This is a genomic window from Roseibium sp. Sym1 (genome assembly GCF_027359675.1).
Classification (GTDB): domain Bacteria; phylum Pseudomonadota; class Alphaproteobacteria; order Rhizobiales; family Stappiaceae; genus Roseibium.
The window spans coordinates 6222351-6241018 of sequence record NZ_CP114786.1; the positions used below are offsets into that span (position 1 = coordinate 6222351).

16 protein-coding genes are annotated in these 18668 nt (G+C 62.0%); 5 read left to right on the plus strand and 11 right to left on the minus strand.

What is annotated here, in order from left to right; genetic code table 11:
* The first annotated feature begins 8 nt into the window (after nt 1–8).
* On the plus strand, nt 9–482 hold the full coding sequence (locus O6760_RS28610) for a DUF3592 domain-containing protein (RefSeq protein ID WP_269583054.1): 474 nt from the start codon (nt 9–11) through the stop codon (nt 480–482).
* A gap of 218 nt (nt 483–700) precedes the next feature.
* Nucleotides 701–1390 carry a hypothetical protein gene (locus O6760_RS28615; protein ID WP_269583055.1) on the plus strand — a complete coding sequence of 230 codons (690 nt, stop codon included), beginning with the start codon at nt 701–703 and terminating at the stop codon, nt 1388–1390.
* Between the two features lie 56 nt (nt 1391–1446).
* On the opposite strand, the gene O6760_RS28620 is transcribed toward O6760_RS28615, so the two are convergent.
* From O6760_RS28620 to O6760_RS28640, 5 genes are all read right to left on the minus strand, one after another.
* Nucleotides 1447–4434, minus strand: coding sequence for a bifunctional [glutamine synthetase] adenylyltransferase/[glutamine synthetase]-adenylyl-L-tyrosine phosphorylase (locus O6760_RS28620; protein WP_269583056.1), 2988 nt, complete (start codon nt 4432–4434; stop codon nt 1447–1449).
* Nucleotides 4394–5845, minus strand: a complete 1452-nt coding sequence (locus O6760_RS28625) for a sensor histidine kinase (protein WP_269583057.1) — start codon at nt 5843–5845, stop codon at nt 4394–4396. The genes O6760_RS28620 and O6760_RS28625 overlap by 41 nt, the downstream gene beginning before the upstream one ends.
* Entirely contained in the window at nt 5829–6515 is a 687-nt protein-coding gene (locus tag O6760_RS28630) for a response regulator transcription factor (protein WP_269583058.1), read from the minus strand. The genes O6760_RS28625 and O6760_RS28630 overlap by 17 nt, the downstream gene beginning before the upstream one ends.
* Before the next feature lie 287 nt (nt 6516–6802).
* The gene (locus O6760_RS28635; protein ID WP_269583059.1) at nt 6803–8329 is read right to left on the minus strand and encodes a Do family serine endopeptidase; all 1527 of its coding nucleotides are present in this window, start codon (nt 8327–8329) and stop codon (nt 6803–6805) included.
* Between the two features lie 177 nt (nt 8330–8506).
* Nucleotides 8507–9157: a glutathione S-transferase gene (locus O6760_RS28640; protein ID WP_269583060.1), complete on the minus strand. Its 651-nt coding sequence runs from the start codon at nt 9155–9157 to the stop codon at nt 8507–8509.
* 129 nt (nt 9158–9286) lie between these two features.
* Here O6760_RS28640 and O6760_RS28645 point away from each other — a divergent pair, with 129 nt between their 5' ends.
* From O6760_RS28645 to O6760_RS28655, 3 genes are all read left to right on the plus strand, one after another.
* Entirely contained in the window at nt 9287–10285 is a 999-nt protein-coding gene (locus O6760_RS28645; RefSeq protein ID WP_269583061.1) for a DUF2336 domain-containing protein, read from the plus strand.
* 24 nt (nt 10286–10309) lie between these two features.
* Nucleotides 10310–10957, plus strand: a complete 648-nt coding sequence (locus O6760_RS28650) for a 5-formyltetrahydrofolate cyclo-ligase (protein WP_269583062.1) — start codon at nt 10310–10312, stop codon at nt 10955–10957.
* A gap of 247 nt (nt 10958–11204) precedes the next feature.
* Entirely contained in the window at nt 11205–12284 is a 1080-nt protein-coding gene (locus O6760_RS28655) for a DUF2336 domain-containing protein (protein WP_269583063.1), read from the plus strand.
* Between the two features lie 13 nt (nt 12285–12297).
* On the opposite strand, the gene O6760_RS28660 is transcribed toward O6760_RS28655, so the two are convergent.
* The 6 genes from O6760_RS28660 to ccmI all read right to left on the minus strand — a co-directional run bounded on the left by O6760_RS28660 (nt 12298) and on the right by ccmI (nt 18622).
* Nucleotides 12298–13539 carry a bifunctional alpha/beta hydrolase/OsmC family protein gene (locus O6760_RS28660; protein WP_269583064.1) on the minus strand — a complete coding sequence of 414 codons (1242 nt, stop codon included), beginning with the start codon at nt 13537–13539 and terminating at the stop codon, nt 12298–12300.
* A gap of 146 nt (nt 13540–13685) precedes the next feature.
* On the minus strand, nt 13686–14369 hold the full coding sequence (locus O6760_RS28665; protein WP_269583065.1) for a hypothetical protein: 684 nt from the start codon (nt 14367–14369) through the stop codon (nt 13686–13688).
* Between the two features lie 95 nt (nt 14370–14464).
* Nucleotides 14465–14950 carry a cytochrome c-type biogenesis protein gene (locus tag O6760_RS28670; protein ID WP_269583066.1) on the minus strand — a complete coding sequence of 162 codons (486 nt, stop codon included), beginning with the start codon at nt 14948–14950 and terminating at the stop codon, nt 14465–14467.
* A 2-nt stretch (nt 14951–14952) separates the two neighbouring features.
* The gene (locus O6760_RS28675; protein WP_269583067.1) at nt 14953–16938 is read right to left on the minus strand and encodes a heme lyase CcmF/NrfE family subunit; all 1986 of its coding nucleotides are present in this window, start codon (nt 16936–16938) and stop codon (nt 14953–14955) included.
* A gap of 38 nt (nt 16939–16976) precedes the next feature.
* Nucleotides 16977–17426: a cytochrome c maturation protein CcmE gene (gene ccmE, locus O6760_RS28680; RefSeq protein WP_269583068.1), complete on the minus strand. Its 450-nt coding sequence runs from the start codon at nt 17424–17426 to the stop codon at nt 16977–16979.
* A gap of 62 nt (nt 17427–17488) precedes the next feature.
* Nucleotides 17489–18622, minus strand: coding sequence for a c-type cytochrome biogenesis protein CcmI (ccmI, locus tag O6760_RS28685; RefSeq protein WP_269583069.1), 1134 nt, complete (start codon nt 18620–18622; stop codon nt 17489–17491).
* Nucleotides 18623–18668: the final 46 nt, after the last annotated feature.

The following is an 18668-nucleotide window of genomic DNA, read 5'->3' on the forward strand; positions in this document are numbered from 1 at the left end:
ATTTGCACATGAACCGCCGTAACGCGTTCTATGACCGATACCGCCTTGTCTTTTATCTGCTCCTTCTGGGCATCGGTCTGTTTTTCCTTTTCGACGGCTACCAGACCCATTCGAATGCCCGGCTGCTCGCGACACAAGGTGCCGTCACAACGGGAAAGATCCTGTCCAAACAAACAAGGGACCGGCGCTACGACCTTGACGGCCTGGGCCGGAAGTTGCACCTGCTGACCTATCGCTACGCGGTCGGCGGCGCGGAATTCACCGGAGAGGCCGCCGTTTCGGGTGAGCGCTACGAGACAAGCTCTCCCGGTGAAACGGTTGCGGTGCGCTTCGTTCGCGACACTCCCGACATTTCCGAGCTGAGCGAAGGCACACACGCGGCAATGGCCAGAAGCAGTTTCCTGTTCGCTTTCGTGGCCTTTGGCATGCTGGTTCTCATGATTGTCTTCGACCGGATCCGGGGGCGCCTTAAACAGGCCTGAACGACGGCGCCCACTAATCTTTGAGTTGTTTATTTTTTCAATACACGCTGATAGGGTGTAACGTCCTCCCCGGTTCCCTGCGGCAGGTTTCAGCCTGTGCGGGATTCTGGCCGGTAGGCGTCCCGCTAAACGAAATTGGACTGTGTGTTGGATTTTCGGAACTGAAAGCGGCGCGCGAGGGCGGCAGCCAACAGAATGTTGCGACGGGGAAAAGTGTCATGACCAGCTACCAGCTTCAGCTGAATATCGATATGGAGACACTCAGATACATCAAGGCGGCACAGCAGCGTATTACGCTGGCGAGAACCGTCAGCAGCAGCGAACCGAGCGTCGTGTGGCTGACGTTCGATCCCTTCGCCGCGAATATGATCGAGTGGGCCGAGGATTTCTGGCTCTATGCATCCAACACCCAAATGACTTCCGGTGCGTCGATCCTGAAACTCTCCGAACTGACGCCGGGCCCGGCGCTTGACGCCGGATATTACCCGTTCACAGCCGCCGCGGTCTTCAACCAGTTTGTCGGCTCGTCGGATATTCCCCAAGGCTCGTTTGCGATCAACAACGACATGCCGCCGTCGAGTTATCCGGCGCTGACATTCGGGCTGTCACAGACGGCCAACGTCAATGGACAGGTCACCGAGCGAAAAGTGATCTCTGCGCAGATGGTGCTGGCGAACCAGACGCTTCTCCTGACCCCAACCACCAGGGTCTATGTCTGGCTTCAGAGCCAGTTCACCAGCGGGACGGCGATCGGAAAGATCATCGGAAAATACACGGTCGCGACCTTCGGTGGCGGTGTGAGCGAAATCTCGATGACCTATGACCCAAATCGCGGCATCTTCGTACCTTCGAACGCTGCCCTGTCTGACCAAGGGAACGTCCTGCACGTTGAACCAGCGATCATCTGATGTGTTGTCGACGCGGGGGACACAGACCCTTCGCCCCGTGGAACGACCGAAAGAGATCAGGCTTTGCTGGCCTCGACTTCCCCGACAAGCCTGACAAACGTCGCCCTCACCTTGCCCTGCAATTCCGCGAGTTCCGTCTCGAGCCGGGAGAAGGTCGGACTGCCGGACGCCTGCACCAGCAGGTCCAGAACGCCGCCCGGGGCCTCGGCCGGCACGAACTTGCCGGAGAGCGTCAGGCGCAGGACCTGGGTCAGCCGGTGATAGAGACGTAGCGCCTCCAGCAGCAGTTCCGCATTGTCGAGGGCGAGAAAACCGGCGTCGCGGATGCGTTCCAGGGCCTGTTCCGTTCCCTGGGCGAGGATCTGGGGGGCCTCATGTGCGTGGGCGAGTTGCAGGAACTGGGCGAGGAACTCGATATCAACCAGGCCGCCGGCAACCTGTTTCAGGTCCCAGATATCCCGGGTGCCCTTTTCTTTCTCGATCCGGGCGCGCATGGAGCGGACATCGTCGGCGAGTTTTACCTTGTCGCGCTCCTGCACCAGAGTGCCGTTGATGCTGTCGAAGATCTTCTGGCTGAATTCAGGCGTGGTGCAGGCAATAACCCTCGCCCTGGTCAGCGCCATGTGTTCCCAGGTCCAGGCTTCCTTTTTCTGATAGGCGATGAAACCGTCCAGATTGGTCGCCAGCGGACCGGCATTGCCTGACGGGCGCAGGCGGAAATCCACTTCGTAGAGTGCCCCTTCCGCGGTCGGTGCGCTGAGGGCGGTGACCAGCCGCTGGGTGAGCCGCGTATAGTACTGCGTGATGGCAAGCGGCCGCCGGCCGTCGGACTGCTTGACGTCCTCCGGGGCTTCGTAGAGCAGGATCAGGTCCAGATCGGAGGCCGCGGTCATTTCACGTCCGCCCAGTTTCCCCATGGCCAGAACCGCGACATTGCCGCCCGGAACGCCACCGTGGCTTTCGCCGACATGCTCGATGACCCGGCCAAGCAGGCGATCGACCACCACTTCCGCAAGCCGTGCCAGGGCAAAACCGACCCGGTCTGCCGAAAGCGTATCGGAGATCAGCCTGAGGCCGATCAGGAATTGCTGTTCCTGGGTGAAAATCCGTGCCCGATCCAGCGCTTCCTCGTAAAAACGCGCCTGGGACAAGGTGCGGTCCAAGCCGCGCCGGAATTCCTCGACGCTCGGCATCGCGCCGAAAAAGGCGGGATCCAACACCGCGTCGAGCACATGCACGCGCTTGGAAACGGTTTCCGCCATGCGTGGCGCCGCCCCCATGGTGGTCGCCAGAAGCGTCAGAAGCTGCGGATTGGATTTCAGCAGGGAGAACAGCTGCACCCCCGCAGGCAGCTTGGCCAGAAAACTGTCGAAGGCCCGCAGGGCCGCATCGGCATTGTCGGTCGCCGCCAGCGCCCCGATCAGGGCCGGATGCATTTCCGTCAACCGTTCGCGGGCCTTGGTCGAGCGTGTGCACGGATAACGCCCGAAATGCCACGCCTTGATGATGGCGGCGGCTTCCGCCGCCTGCTTGAAGCCGAGCCCTGCAAGCGTCTCCAGCGTGTCCGGGTCATGATCGTCACCGGTGAAGACCAGGTTGCCGAGTTCCGACGAGAGGCCCGGCTCGTCCTCGAACAGCTCGGCATAATGTTGCTGCACCTTGTGAAGATGGCCGAGCAGTTCCGTTTCGAAGCCGGCAAGACTGTCGAAGCCCATCAGGGCCGCCACCCGGTTCAGACCCTCCTTGTCCTTCGGCAAGAGCTGTGTCTGTTCGTCGTTGAGCATCTGGATGCGATGTTCGACATCGCGCAGGAACCGGTAGGCCGACGCCATTTCGTCACGCGTGCGGGCCAGGATCCAGTCCGCCTCGACAAGGGCGTCCAGCATGTCGAGCGTGCGCCGCCCGCGCAGCCCGGGATTGCGTCCCCCGGCAATCAGCTGCTGGGTCTGGACGAAAAACTCGACCTCGCGGATGCCGCCGCGTCCGAGTTTCACATTGTGGCCGGCCACGGCGATGGTGCCGTGGCCCTTGTGCATGTGGATCTGCCGCTTGATTGACTGGACATCGGCGATGGCCGCGAAGTCCAGATATTTGCGCCAGATGAAGGGCACGATCTCCCGCAGGAATTCCTCGCCGGCCGCAATGTCCCCCGCGCAGGGCCGCGCCTTGATCAGGGCCGCGCGCTCCCAGTTCTGGCCGAGCGACTCGTAATAGACCAGTGCGGCCGGAACCGACATGGCAAGCGGCGTCGCCCCCGGATCGGGCCTGAGGCGCAGGTCGGTGCGGAAAACATAACCGTCCTCCGTGCGGTCCTGCATGATCTTGACCAGCCGCCGGGTCAGACGGACAAATTCCACCGGCGCTTCGGCGTTGCCGGCCATCGGGGCCGTCGCCGGATCGTAGAGCACGATGAGATCGATGTCGGAGGAGTAGTTCAGCTCGTTGGCGCCATGTTTGCCCATGGCAAGGACGATAAGGCCGCTGTCCTTTTCCGGTTCCTCCGCGTCGCGCGGCGCGAACTTGTTGCGGCGGGCCAGATCGGTGAGGCAGAAGCGGATTGCCGCGGTCAGGGCCGCGTCGGCGAAACCGGCCAGGGCCCTGGTGACCCTGTCGAGACCGATGGCACCGGAAATGTCGGCCAGTCCGAGGGTCAGCGCCAGGTCGTGTTTCAGATGACGCAGGGCCCGCATGATCCCCGCTTCGTCTTCAGCCCTGGCCGCGCGCGCCTCCTCCAGCAACCGCTTCAGACGGGTTTCGGGCGCTTCCTGAAGCAGGGCGAGCAACCTGGCCGGATCGGCCAGCATCAGGTCGCGCAGATAGGGTGAATTGCCGATGATACCGGTGAGGAAACCTTCAAGGTCCGGCTTTTGCTCCAGGAGGGATTTCAAGGCGCCGCCGCTGTCGGCGTCCTCCAGAAGGTCTTTGAGGAACAGACCGGCGCGTTCCGTGTCGGGCGTGTGCGGAACAACCGCAACCCGGTCGGCAAGACTGCCGGCACCGCCGTCAGGACCGTTCCTGTTCTCCGGATGTGCCGCCTTGTTCATGCCCGCTCCTGCTGCTGTCCGGTTCCACCGGTTCGAGATCTATGCGGGCACTCAGGCCCGGTGCCTCATTCTTGAAGCGCAAGTCTCCTCCATGCAAGCGGGCAACCGCCTTGACCAGGCTCAAACCAAGCCCGGTCCCCGGCTCCGAACGGCTTTCCTCAAGGCGTACGAAACGTTCCTTGACGCGGTCCTGATCCTTTTCCGGAATGCCCGGCCCGTTGTCGGTCACGGCCAGGCAGACACGGCCGTTTTCCGTCAGGCCGGTCAACCGGATCACCAGGCCCCCCTCCTCCGGGCGGCCGTATTTGAGCGCGTTTTCGATCAGGTTCACCAGCACCTGGCTGATCAGGTCCCGGTTGCACTCGGCCATCAGTCCTGCCGGAACATCCGTTTCCAGCCGGCCGCCCTCGTCTTCGACGAGAGGCTCGTAAAGTTCCGAGATTTCGGCGACCAGCCGGTTGAGGTCCGTCGGCTCCATGACCGTGCCCGGCGCCATGGATTCGATCCGGGCGATCCGAAGCAGCGCATTGAACACCCGCAACAGCTGGTCGGATTCGTCGAGCGCCGCTTCAAGCGCCGTGCGATAGCCCTCCTCCCCTTTCGCCTCGCGCAGCGCCGTTTCGATACGTGTCTGCAGGCGCGTCAGCGGCGTTTTCAGGTCATGGGCAATGTTGTCGGTGACATCCTTCATCGACTGCATCAGTAGTTCGATGCGGTCGAGCATGGTGTTCAGGTTGACCGCAAGCCGGTCGAATTCATCGTTGGTTCCGGCAATGGACAGCCGGCCGGACAGGTCTCCCTGCATGATCGTGCGGCTGGTCGCGGACATGTCGTCGATGCGTTTCATCACCCGCCGGCTGACGAAGAACCAAGTGATCGCGGCCATCACCACGACGACGATCAGCCAGAGGCGCAGCGCATTGCCCAGAAGGTTGGAAAAGCGCAGCTGATCGCCAAGGTCCCGGCCGACGAGGAGGCGAAAACCGCCGCGCAACTCGAAGGTGCGCACCATGGCCTGGCGCTCGACATCCTCGGAATTCTGGCCAAGGCGGGTGTAGCGGACCCTCCGCAAGCCGCCATCGGCTTCTTCCAGCACGGTGGTCGGCAGGCGGGCGATGTTGCCCACAAGGGCATTGCCGGCAAAGTCCGTCAGCAGGTAGAGGCTGGCATCCGGATGACGGGAGCGGCTGTCGATGGTTTCGACAAGATCGCGCACGCCGCCGCGCACGTAGACATCCGCCAGGCCTTTCAGTTCCGAATCGACCGACTGAACGACCTGCTCGGACATCAGGTGATCTGTGTTTTCCGAGACATAGACGAGCAGAAATCCGGACATCACCGTGAAGACGGCGATGTAGAGCAGCGACAGCTTGAAAGCTGTCGTGCGGGTGAACCTAGTGAACCGCGTCACGGATGGTGTATCCGGCGCCCCGGATCGTGTGCAGCAGAGGCGTATCGAAACCCTTGTCGATCTTGCCGCGCAGCCGGGAGATGTGCACGTCGATCACGTTGGTCTGCGGGTCGAAATGATACTCCCAGACATTTTCCAGCAGCATGGTGCGGGTGACCACCTGGCCGGCATGCTGCATCAGGTATTCCAGAAGCCTGAATTCGCGCGGCTGCAACGGAATGTCGGTCTCGCCGCGGCGGCAGGAATGGGCCATGCGGTCGAGTGTCAGGTCACCGACCTTGTAGGTGGTCTCGACCTGGCCGGCCGATTTCGGCCGCCGGGCAAGCGCCTCGACACGGGCCTGCAATTCGGTGAAGGCATAGGGCTTGGGAAGATAATCGTCGCCGCCGGCCTTCAGGCCCTTGACCCGGTCATCGACCTGGCCGAGGGCGGAGAGGATCAGGACCGGCGTATGGTTGCCCTGCCTGCGCAGTTCCTGGATGACGGCAAGGCCGTCCAGCTTCGGCAGCATCCGGTCCACGATGAGGATGTCGTAGCTGCTGTCCAGCGCCATCTGCAGACCCGTCTGTCCGTCGCCGGCCTTGTCCGCAGTGTGACCGAGTTCGCTCAGGCCCTTGACCAGGTAGCCGGCAGCTTCCGGATCGTCTTCAATGACAAGAATCTTCAACATGTAACCCTTTTACCTTGAGTTGCGCTCGAGGGCCAATCGACATTCCTGCAAGACTGAGCCGTTTAGGTGGCTCAAATTTCGACGCCTGGCGATCCAAAAAAAATGGCTGGCGGCGGCGATGGATGTGAGACGCCGCCGCCAGTCAGTCAGGGTTTGGGGCAAAACCCTTGGTCTGTCCTTGTGGAAGGCGGACAGAACCTTGGCGATGACCGGCCCGACGGGGTTTAGGGGCAGAGGGCAGGCCGGTCACGCCGCACAGGAGCCGGTTCCGGGGAACCGTTCCCTGATCAGGCCAGGTTCATGGGCAGGGCCACGAACCGGGTGGAATTGTTGCTCTCGACCCGGAAGAGCACGGCCTTGCGACCATCCTTTTCCGCCTTTTCGAGCGCTTTCAGGACATCGTCAGGGCTGTTCACCGCCATGCCGGCGACTTCCAGGATCACGTCACCCGTGGCCAGGCGTTTCTCCGCCGCGGGGCTGTCCGGATCGATTTCCGCGATGACAACGCCCTCACCGTCCATGCCGGCTTCCGCCTTGGTGGTCAGGACCAGGCCGAGATCATCCAAGCTGGTCTTGCTGTCCAGGGCCTCCGGCTGCACCGCCGAGGCCTGTTCGGTCTCCTGCAGTCGGCCGAGGGTCACGGTGATGTCCTGTTCCTTGCCGTCACGCCAGACCGTGATATCGACCTTTGTGTCCGGCTCGTAGGCGGCAATGATCTTGGACAGCTCGCGCGGGCCATCCACACTGGTCCCGTCAACCGACAGGATGGTGTCGCCTGAGCGCAGGCCAGCCTTCTGAGCCGGGCTGTTTTCCTGCGCTTCCGCGACGATTGCGCCGCGGGCCTCCTCAAGGCCAAGGCTCTCCGCGATATCGCCGGTGACGTTCTGAATCTGAACGCCCAGCCAACCGCGGACGACGGTGCCGCCATCCTTCAGCTCCATGATGACATCCTGGGCCGTGGAAGCCGGGATCGCGAACGCGATGCCCACATTTCCGCCGGACGGCGAGAAGATCGCGGCATTCACACCGATGACTTCACCATGCATGTTGAAGGCCGGACCACCGGAGTTGCCGCGGTTGACCGGAGCATCGATCTGGATGAAGTCGTCATAGGGGCCTGCACCGATGTCACGGCCGCGGGCCGATACGATACCCGCCGTGACGGATCCGCCAAGGCCGAACGGGTTGCCGATGGCGACGGTCCATTCGCCAACTTCCGGCGCCTCGTCGGCGAAGTCGACATAGGTGAAGTCCTTGTCGGCCTCGACCTTGAGCAGCGCCAGGTCGGTGCGTTTGTCGGCACCGATCAGCGTGGCGGCATATTCGTCACCCTTCTGGTCGATGACGGTGAATTCCGTGCCCTTGTCGATCACGTGATGGTTGGTGACCACATATCCGTCTTCGGAAATGAAGAAGCCGGACCCCTGGGACAGGCCATACTGACGCGGCTGACGGCGCTGGTCCTGGCCGTTTTCACCACGGCCACCGAAATCACGGAAGAACTTCTGGAACGGATGACCGTCCGGCAGGCCCTTGAAAAAGTCCTCAAAGCCGTCCTTGCCGCCGAAGTTCATCATGCGCGGCTCGGCAGCCTGCTTCACCTGGACGCTGACGACCGCGGGGCTGACGGTGCGAACGACATCGGAGAAGTCTGCCGGGGCGGCGGCATCGACGCGCACCGGATCCGCAAAGGCCAACTGGCTCGGAACTACGGTCTGGGCGGTCATGAGCCCGGCGGCGCCGAGGGCGACAACGCCCGCCAGCAATTTTGCGCGGCGGGACCGCAGGGGAGAGACAGAGCGACGGTTTTCCATATTTTCTTCCTCTATCGACTTTCGAACTGAAGGCCATCTTGCAGAACGCACGCAGGGACTCGCGTTCCATGTTCAAGGAAGAACGTAGTGGAGCCAGCCTTACAGGCGCCTGTCGGGAAGATTAAGAATTTGTAAGATTGGCCGGCAGGCGAAGCGCCGCCTGAAGTGCCGGCGCGATCAGGCGTCCGGAAACAGCACCCTTGCGTCGCCGGACCGCCATTTCGGCCATTTGTGCATCACCGATTGCAGCCTCCCGGACGTCTCGAACGAGACCAGCCAGGCCTTCAACGCGGACCAGTCCTGATGGTCGAACCAGTCCCTGTCGGTGTTGGCGAACTGCCGGACAAAGGGCAGGATCGCATAGTCGGCAAGGCAGGCGCGGTTGCCGAACAACCAGCGGCGGGCCGACAGGCGGCGGTCAAGCGTGCGGAGAAACTCCGATGCCGCTGCCCGCTCTTCCACCCTGTCGGCATCCTTGTAGCGCGTATCGTATTTATACCGGTCGAGATGACGCTTGAAGGGGCCGTCGCACGTCCCGATGAGCTCGAGCGCCGCATCCAACCCCTCCCCGTCCGGCTCCAGCCAGTTGTCCGGATCGGCGATTGCGAGGGCCCATCGCATGATGTCGAGGCTTTCGTCAAGCACCTCATCCCCGGCCTTGAGGCAGGGCACCGTCGCGGACGGAGATGCTTCCAGAAACTCCGGCGCCTTGTCGCGCAGCACGATTTCACGCAGTTCCACCGTTTGCCCGCTTGCCGCAATCGCAAGGCGCGCGCGGATGGCATAGGGGCAACGGCGGAAGGAGTACAGGATCGGGACGTCTTTCATCCCGCTCCAATGGCTCAGGAACAAGGCAAGGTCAACACCGGGACGACAGGCGCGCCATCACGACGCTCTTGGTCCTTTTCACAAGTTGTAAAGGAATATTGGAGAAAATTTGCCCGATAGGGTACATCGATGACCGACTCGCTTCTCAGGCTTGCCAAGGACAGTTCCAAGGAAAAGAAACACGAGCTCGCCGAGCACGTGACAGGGCTTCTTGCCGCCCGCGCCGACGACACCGGGTCCGAGGAAACCCATCTTCTGAACAACATGCTCGAAGGCGTCTATGACGCTCTCGAACACGACGCGAAACGGAAGATGTCCGAGAAACTCGCGGACGTCCGGTCGACATCCGCGAAACTCGCCGCCGCCATGGCGAGCGACGACCTGCCCATTGCCCAGGCGGTCCTGGAACGCTCCAAGTCGCTCGCCGAGGCCGACCTGAAGAAAATCGCCGAGACCAAGGACCAGGGATATCTTCTGGCGCTGGCCAAGCGTGATCACGTCAGCAAGGATCTCAGCACGATCCTGATCAAACGGGGCAGCAAGGAAGTCAAACATGCCGTCGCCGCCAACCTCGGCGCGGAAATCACGATGCCGGTGTTCGAGTCACTGGTCAAGGACATGCCCAAGCAGATGGGCGACCGTATCCGCCATCTGCGCAAGTCCAACGAGGAACTGCTGGAGGACCTGTTCCGCGACGACGGCGAGATCGCCGCGGGGTCGGAGCTGGTCAAGAAACCCGCAAAGATCAGCCCGAAAGCCTGGCTGATGGGGATCAAGCTGGGCAAGACGAACTTGAACAAGGCGATTTACCAGCTTTCGCACGAGCACAATTTGCTCGACGCCGTCGGGCTGCTGTCCTATTTCTCCGGCCTGGACATGAAATACGTGCACAATCTCATGGTGCGCTACGACAGCACCGGGATCGCTACCGTCTGCCGGGCCACAGGCATCGGCGCCATGGAATTCCAGGCCGTCTGCAAGGAACGCTGCAAGCACCTCAAGTTTCCGGAAAGCACCGGTAGCAAGTGGCTGACCAACTATCACATGCTGGACGACACGGATGCGCGCCGTTTGCTGGCCCTCATGAAGATGAAGCTGGAAGCCGCCAAGCACGAACAAGCGGCCTGACCCAAGAGCTCCCGGATTTCCCTCATGCATGATCACGATGATCCGCCTGGCGATCCCCCATGCCAAGCACACAAGGTGATCGGCGGTCATATCGTGGACGAACAGACCTATCTGGATGTCTGCCGGTACCGCAAGTCCGAGCGGCAACGTCTCTATGACCTGCGCAGGCGGATGGACCAGCAGGCCCGCCAGGCCGCAACGATCGCGTTGATCAAGCATCTGGGGCATGCCCTGAAGGAGCGGCAGTTCGACACGGTCGCCGTCTACTGGCCGATCCGCGGGGAGCCGGACCTGCGCCCGCTCATGAGCGAGCTGTGTGCGGCGGGCAAGACGGTGTTGCTGCCCGTTGTTCTGGAAAAGAACGCTCCCCTTGTCTTTCGTCCCTGGTATCCCGGATGCAAAATGGTCCGGGGCATCTGGAACATCCTGGTTCCCGCCGCCGGGACCCTTAAGGATCCCCAGGTCGTGATCGCGCCCCTCGTTGGCGTCGACAAGGCAAAATACCGCCTCGGAAACGGCGGCGGCTATTACGATCGAACGCTGGTCAGCTTCGGGACAGCGCCTTTCGTCATTGGCGCCGGGTTTGACTTTTGCAGAATCGAAACGATTTTTCCGATGGCATGGGACATCCCGATGGACAAGGTCGTTACCGAACAGGGATCAGGCGACTGACGGGCTGCCGATGGCCGTCTGAAACAGCGCCATGTTCAGCCAAACCAATTCCTGACGGTCTTTTGCAGTTTCGCAAGCTTAATTTCCCGCACTGCTTCAAGACTACCCAAAGTATATCGACGCCACCTCCACACCTGTCACTAATACGGATACTTGAAAAGATTAACCCAATTTTTCATCTGCGCCTTAGACAGTTGTAAACTGTCTGCAAGGTAGTCCTATGCTTATAGAAACGGACAACCCTACGATGATCAACGACCTTCTCAGTCTCGCTCAGGACAGCACCCCTGAAAAACGTCATCAGCTTGTGGAGCACGTAACCGATCTGTTCGTCAGGGGAGCCGACAGCTACCAGACGGAAGAGATCACGCTGTTCAACACGGTGCTGGAAAGCATGCTTCCGAGCATGGATCCGGAGCAGAAGAAGGCAATTTCCGAACAGCTGGCTCCCATAGATGACACCTCAAACAAGGTGGCCTACGAGCTGGCGCGTGAAGAAATCGACATCGCCCGGCCGATGCTGACGTCCTCGAACTCACTCAATACCGACGACATCCTGCGCCTGGCGAAAACCATGGGCCAGGGGCACCTGTTGGCGATTTCGAAACGCAAGCATCTTGAAGCCAATGTGACCGATGTTCTCCTGGAACGCGGCGAGAGCCCGGTGAAACAGTCGGTCGCCGCCAATGACGGGGCGGAGTTTTCGGAATGGGGGTCGCGGCTCCTGATCAAGCTGGCGGAACGCGACGAGAAGATCCGCGACGCCATGATGGAACGTGCCGACATAACCGAAAACGACTACGACAAGCTGATCAGCCAGATGCCGCCGCAGCAGCAGGCCAAGATTCGCAAGCTGCGCGAAGACAATGAAGCGCTGATCAACGACCTGTTCCACAAGGCGAGCAAGGTCGTGGCCAGTTCCAAGCTGGAGCGCAAGGCGACGCGGATCAATGCCAAGGCAACGCTGAAGGAAATCCGTGCCGGGCAACGGTCCCTCGGCAAGGCCATTACCCAACTCGCCCTGTCCAACAACCTGTTCGATATCTGCTTCCTGCTCTCCGAAATGGCCGGGCTCGGACAGAAATACGTCACCAATGTCATGGTCCGCTATGATTCCACCGGCATCGCGGTGCTGTGCCGGGCCATGGGTGTCGAAAATTCCGATTATACCGCGCTGTGCAAGGCAAGGGCGATGCACAACAAGCAGCCGCAATCCACCGCGGAAAACTGGGCAGCCGACTACCAGTCGCTGACGGACCGCGACGCGCGCCGCCTGCTGTCCTTCATGAAAATTCGCCTGCAGACCCTGGAGGGGGAAGCGGCCTGACGTCCCGGAGACCTCAGTCTTCAGCCATGGCCGCGCGCGTAACCACCGCGGCGCCAGCTTCCAGGGTTTTGTGCACCGGGCATTTGTCGGCAATTTCAAGCATGCGGGCCCGTGTCTCTGCATCGAGATCCCCTTCAAGGGTGATCAGACGCTCGAACCGGTCGATCCGCCCGCCCTTTTCCCTGACCTCACTGGAACAGTCCTCGCAATCGGCCGCATGAACCTTGCCGTGCAGGACCTGCGTCCCGATCCGGTCGACGGTCAAGCCCTTGCGATCGGCATACATGCGCAAGGTCATTACGGTGCAGGCTCCCAGCGCCGCGGACAGGAACCCGTAAGGCGACAGGCCGCTGTCAAGGCCGCCATAGTCCACCGGCTCGTCGGCAATCAACCGGTGCCGGCCGCCGGCCACCATGGCCTGGAACCTGCCCTGCCCCGTTTCCACCACCTCGACGCCTTCTCCGGTTTCGGCTCCCGCATCCACCGGCTCTTTCTCGAGATAACCACTGGCCCAGCCCGCGATCACGCGCGCCGCATAGGCCGCGTCTTCCCCCCGGGACAGGAGGTGGTCCGCCTTGTCCAGCGAAACGAAACTCTTGGGATGCTTCGCCGCCACGAAGATTTCGGTGGCGTTGTCGATGCCGACCGTGTCATCCAGAGGCGCGTGCATGACCAGGAGCGCCTTGCCCAGCCGCGCGACCTTGTCCCGAACGGACTGCGCCTCGAGGTCCTCCAGAAATTCCCTTCGGATCGTGAAAGTCCGGCCCGCAAGATCGACCTCGCCGACGCCGGTCTCCCGAATGGTCTCTTCCGCCCCCTTGAAATTGTGAATCACGTGGTCCGCGTCCGACGGCGCACCGATGGTGACAACCGCTCGTGCCTCGGGAATGTCCTCGGCAACCGCCAGCACAGCGGCTCCGCCAAGGGAATGGCCGATCAGCAGCTTCGGCGCTTCATAGTTCCGCCGCAGGAAATCCGCCGCACGTTTCAGGTCCTCGACATTGGAGGAAAAGCCGGTTGAGGAAAAGTCGCCGCCACTGCCGCCGAGCCCGGTGAAATCGAACCGGAGCACCGCGATGCCTTCCGCCGCGAGTGCCCCGGCGATGTGGCGTGCAGCGGGAATGTCCTTGGAACAGGTGAAACAATGGGCAAACAGCGCGAAGGCACGGATCCTTCCCGCCGGCAGGTCCAGCCGCGCGGCCAGCCTGGCGCCATGGGCGCCGTCAAACTCCAGTTTCAGGGGACGGTTCGTCATTGCATCTGCCTCCAGCTTTCACATGGCGAGAGGTAAGCATGGCGGCCTGTCATGCAAGTCACGCCTCGGTGCGAACGCTGTGAAGCGCCAATCCGGGCGCGTGGACGGGTTTCCCGCACGGGCCCCGCCCGACAGGCTGGGTGTCCTCAGGATCTCAGGATTTTCTTGGTCGAATTCACCGCGTTGGCGATGCTGGTGTAGTGCACCTTCCGCTTCCTCGAATTGCCAGCGGAACGAAGCAGTTTCGTCCGTGTCTCCTGAATGGCCTGGGCGGCCAGGCTGTTTGCCTTGCGCAGTGCCTCGCGTGTAACCGCCCGATAGGAATTCCTCCCGATTTTCGCCTTTTCGGCTTTCCGGTCCAGGTTCTGACGAACGATGCCGTTCAACTGTCTGGCCAGACTGCGCAGCGCGGAATTCGCGCCCGCATAATCGCGCCGGTTCCCGGTTGCGCCGGCTGCCTGGGCGTAGACGCGGCGCAAACAATCGATCCGGTAAACAGGCTCAAGCCGGTTGCACTCCGCCGCCCCCCGCTGCAACTGCTTGACCACCGCACCGGTGATACTGTCCTCGAATGCAAGCTGAAGGCGCGGCGCGCCGGCCGCGGGTGGTGTTTCCAACCAGTCGTCCAGCGGCAGGCCCAGAGTTTCCCGCGGTTCCGTTCCATGACCTTTAGGAACGTCACCGGTCCATGCAGCCAGGCTGGCCCCGCAAAACAAGATCGAGACGGCCACCGCAATCAAAGATGAAAACAATCTACCAACAATAGAAAAGAACATTGAACTGAGCCTCGCAATTATCAGGCTATCGTAACGTAAAAATATCGGCATCAACGGATACCGCCATTTCAGTTAACCATAGCCTGGGCAAGACTGTCCACCTACCAGTAGAAAGCTGTTCCGATCTGCATGCGAACGAAATGAACCGCCTAGTCGGCATTCCCAAGAAGCGCCTTCAAACGACGTTCTTCTTCCTCGGACAGTTTGGACGCGGCCTGTGCTTCGGCCTTGTCCTGCCGAGCCGCGCGCCGGCGCAGCGCCGCGAAAATGGCGATCAGGCCGGCCAACAGCGCCACAGGCCCTGCCGCCCAAAGCACAAGCGTGTGCCAGGCAAAACGCGGCTTCAGCAAGACAAATTCGCCGTAACGCGACACGAGGTAATCGACCACTTCGGCGTCGCTGTCACCGGCAACCAGCCGCTCACGCACAAGGACCCTGAGGTCCTTGGCCAGCGGCGCATCGCTGTCGTCGATGGACTGGTTCTGGCAGACCATGCAACGCAGTCCAGCGGACAATGCCCGGGCACGCGCCTCGAGCACCGGGTCATCGAGAATCTCGTCCGGTGCGACCGCCACGGCAGGCGCAGTCAGGAGGGACAGGCAAAGCAGCAGGCTGGTGAGAAAGTACCGGATCATGCCTACTCCGCCGCTGCCGTTGCCGTCTGGCGCTTGCGCGCGGGCTTGGGGGCCCCAACCCGGAGACGCCGGTCGACCATCGAGAAGAGGGCCCCGAGTGCCATGATGACGCTCCCGATCCAGATCAGGGTGATCATCGGCTTGAAATATACCCGGACATCCACCCCGCCGTCACCGCGGCCTTCGCCGAGCGACAGGTAAAGCTGGTTGAACCCGGATGTATAGATGCCGGCCTCGGTGGTCGGCATCTGCCTGGCGGTGTAGATGCGTTTCGACGGATCGAGTTCGGTCACCAGAGCGCCACCGCGGCGGATCGAGAAATGGCCGACCTCCTCGGTGTAGTTCGGCCCGCGGCGCGGTGCCGCGCCGTCGAAGGTGACCTGATAGCCGGCCAGTTCGATCGTGTCGCCCGGACGCATGGTCAGGACCTGTTCTTCCTGAAAGGCCGAGGCGGTGACAATGCCAAGAACCGCGACCCCCACCCCGAAATGGGCCGTCGCCGTGCCCCAGGCCGACCCGGGCAGGCCGACCAGGCGGGCAAATCCGCGTTTCGGGCCGATCTCGAAGAACTTGACGCGCGTGACGATTTCCGACACCGCGCCGGCCATGACCCAGACAGCGAGCCCGACCCCGAGAGGCGCCAGAACCTTGTCCATACCCCAGGCCCAGTAGGTGACCAGCGTTATCACGAGCGCGAGCCCGAATGCCGCGTAGAGCCGCTGGCTGGCGGCAGCAAGGTCGCCGCGCTTCCAGGACAGAACAGGCCCGAAGGGCACGGCCAGCAGCAATGGCACCATGAGCGGGCCGAATGTCAGGTTGAAAAACGGCGCGCCGACGGAAATCTTCTCGCCGGTCACGGCGTCCAGAACCAGCGGGTAGAGGGTGCCGACGAACACGGCCGCACAGGCAGCCGTCAGGAACAGGTTGTTCAGAACCAGCCCCCCTTCCCGGCTGATTGGCGAGAACAGCCCGCCCTGCTTCAGGGTGGAAGCCCGCCAGGCATAGAGCGACAGGGATCCGCCGATGAAGAAACAGAGCAGCCCGAGAATGAAGACGCCGCGGGCCGGGTCGGTCGCAAAGGCATGCACGGAGGTCAGAACGCCGGAACGGACCAGGAAGGTACCGAGCAGGGACAGCGAGAAGGTGAAGATCGCCAGCAACACGGTCCAGACCTTGAGCGCCTCGCGCTTTTCCATGACGATCGCGGAATGCAGCAGCGCCGTGCCGGCAAGCCACGGCATGAAGCTGGCGTTTTCGACCGGGTCCCAGAACCACCAGCCGCCCCAGCCGAGCTCGTAATAGGCCCAGTAGGAGCCCATCGCGATGCCGAGCGTCAGGAAACACCAGGCCAGCAGCGTCCAGGGCCGGACCCACCTGGCCCAGGCCGCATCGGTCCGCCCCAGGATCAGTGCCGCCACGGCGAAGGAAAAGGTGATCGAAAACCCGACATAGCCGACATAGAGCAGCGGCGGGTGGATCGCGAGACCGATATCCTGAAGGATCGGGTTCAGGTCCGCGCCTTCAAGTGGCGGGTTCACAACGCGGTCAAACGGGTTCGACGTCGCCAGCAGGAACAGGATGAAACCGGCCGAGATCCACCCCTGGACCGAGAGCGTCACCGCACGCAGGTCTGCCGGAAGATTGCCGCCGAACAGGCCGACCAGGGCGCCGAAAAACACGAGAATGAGCACCCAGAGCAGCATCGAGCCCTCGTGATTGCCCCAGACGCCGGTGAACTTGTAGAGGAGCGGCTTGGCCGAGTGAGAATTCTCGACGACGTTCAAGACCGAGAAGTCGGAATTGAGATAGGCGCCTGTCAGCACCACGAAGGACAGGAGGACCAGGACAAACAGGGTCACCGAGACAGGAGGCGCAACGGCCATGAGCCGGTCGTCCTTTGTCAGAGCCCCCCACAATGGCAAGACCGACTGGACCAGCGTCAAAGCAAAGGCCAGCACCAAGGCGTAGTGTCCGAATTCGACTACCATTCTCTTCCCTCAACTCCCTAGCGGGCGGTCCGCGCCCATCAGTTGGTGGCTTCTTCGCCGCCCTGCCAGTGCCCCTGATCCTTGAGTGCGTCCGCCACTTCCTTGGGAATATAGTTTTCGTCGTGTTTGGCCAGCACGCTGTCGGCCACGAACACACCGTCCGGGCCGATGATCCCCTCGGTCACAACCCCTTGTCCTTCCCGGAAAAGGTCCGGCAAGATCCCCTTGTACGTCACGGCAACGGTGTTTTCCATGTCGGTCACCCGGAAGCTCACCTCGGCATTGTCGGAGCGGACAACCGAACCGTCCTCGACCAGTCCGCCCAGCCGGATCCGCTGTCCTGCCGGGATGGCCTGTTTGGTGATGTCCGTCGGGCTCTGGAAAAAGACGATCTGGTCATTCAGGGCAAACAGGATCAGACCCAGCGCGAGCGCCAGCACCGCTCCCGCCGATCCGATTAGCGTCAACCGTATTTGTTTGCGTGTCATCTGCGCACCGTCCGAAATTCAAGTCTGTCACACCCGGCGTTTCCCGCCGGAACAACGTGTCTTCAGGATCCAGAAAGACCGAGCTGGCTGGCCATGTCCTTGATCCGGGACAAGTCCGCCGGGCTTTCGGCAAATGCGGCCTGTGCGTCCGCGAGCGCCTGTTGCGCTTCCTGCTTGTCCCCCATAACCATATAGGCACGGATCAGGCGAGACCATTCCTCAACCGAACCGCCTTCTGTTTCAAGCCGCTCCGCCAGACCGGAAACCATGTTCCGTATCATCGCCTGCTGGTCGTCCGAACTCATGTCCCGGGCGGCAGCGATGTCTTCCTGCGACGGCCCCGGCAATTCTGTTCCGGCCGGTTCGGAGCCGGTCAGCTGGCCAAGCTCCTGACGGGCCGCGCGGACCCAGGCAGCTGTCGGGTCGGCGCCATTCAGAAGCGACTCCCATGCGGCGATCGCCGCCTCCTTGTTCCCCTCCTGGCCGAGCGCGATTGCCAGGAAGAACCGTGGCTTTACAGCGTCCGGTTCAAGAGCAACGGCCTGTTCAAAGGCCTGCCGGGCCTGTGCGGTCACAAGTCCCTGCTCGGCAATCGTCAGGGCCTCCCCCATGTCGGTGAGCCAATCCGGCCGCGCTCCGAGAATACGGATGGCATTCGAATAGGCCTTGGCGGACTCTCTCGGCTGACCGAGAGACAGGTAGACCGGCGCGACGACGGCCCATCCCTGACCATCCTCCGGATTGGCAGCCAGGTGACGCTCCACGCGGGCAACGAGGACATCGACAGACTGCCCTTCGGCAGGGGCAGTGAGACGGGCAAGCAACGGCTGGTCGGGCTGATCGGGGGACCCCAGAAGCAGATAGAGTCCAAAAGCAGCGGCCGGCAGCGCAAGGAGAGCAAGACCTTGCGCAATTCTCAAACGCGGGCTCTTGTGGCCCTCGCTCTTGACATCCGATCCGCGGTCGTGGGCCGCCAGCAGCCTGCGCGCCACTTCCGTGCGGGCAGCGTTGGCGGTATCGGAATCGATGAGACCGCGCTCGAGCTCCGTGTCGATCGCGGACAGTTGTTCGCGGTACACCGCTTCGTCTGCACGTGCGGGTGCCACGTCGGGCAACCGTCGTTTGCGTGACAGGGGAACAAGCACCGACAAGGCGGCAAGCGCCGTCAGACCGGCGATCAGCATCCAGAATATCATGTCCGCACTATAGACCGTTCAATGAGGACAAAAGCAAGGCAGCTTT

Bases quoted from the DNA above. Each gene is read 5' to 3' on its own strand.
- O6760_RS28635 (WP_269583059.1), bottom strand. From the start codon at position 8,329: ATGGAAAACCGTCGCTCTGTCTCTCCCCTGCGGTCCCGCCGCGCAAAA.
- ccmI (WP_269583069.1), bottom strand. From the start codon at position 18,622: ATGATATTCTGGATGCTGATCGCCGGTCTGACGGCGCTTGCCGCCTTG.
- O6760_RS28660 (WP_269583064.1), bottom strand. From the start codon at position 13,539: ATGACGAACCGTCCCCTGAAACTGGAGTTTGACGGCGCCCATGGCGCC.
- O6760_RS28630 (WP_269583058.1), bottom strand. From the start codon at position 6,515: ATGTTGAAGATTCTTGTCATTGAAGACGATCCGGAAGCTGCCGGCTAC.
- O6760_RS28670 (WP_269583066.1), bottom strand. From the start codon at position 14,950: ATGATCCGGTACTTTCTCACCAGCCTGCTGCTTTGCCTGTCCCTCCTG.
- O6760_RS28615 (WP_269583055.1), top strand. From the start codon at position 701: ATGACCAGCTACCAGCTTCAGCTGAATATCGATATGGAGACACTCAGA.
- O6760_RS28675 (WP_269583067.1), bottom strand. From the start codon at position 16,938: ATGGTAGTCGAATTCGGACACTACGCCTTGGTGCTGGCCTTTGCTTTG.
- O6760_RS28655 (WP_269583063.1), top strand. From the start codon at position 11,205: ATGATCAACGACCTTCTCAGTCTCGCTCAGGACAGCACCCCTGAAAAA.
- O6760_RS28650 (WP_269583062.1), top strand. From the start codon at position 10,310: ATGCATGATCACGATGATCCGCCTGGCGATCCCCCATGCCAAGCACAC.
- O6760_RS28640 (WP_269583060.1), bottom strand. From the start codon at position 9,157: ATGAAAGACGTCCCGATCCTGTACTCCTTCCGCCGTTGCCCCTATGCC.
- O6760_RS28610 (WP_269583054.1), top strand. From the start codon at position 9: ATGAACCGCCGTAACGCGTTCTATGACCGATACCGCCTTGTCTTTTAT.
- ccmE (WP_269583068.1), bottom strand. From the start codon at position 17,426: ATGACACGCAAACAAATACGGTTGACGCTAATCGGATCGGCGGGAGCG.
- O6760_RS28645 (WP_269583061.1), top strand. From the start codon at position 9,287: ATGACCGACTCGCTTCTCAGGCTTGCCAAGGACAGTTCCAAGGAAAAG.
- O6760_RS28620 (WP_269583056.1), bottom strand. From the start codon at position 4,434: ATGAACAAGGCGGCACATCCGGAGAACAGGAACGGTCCTGACGGCGGT.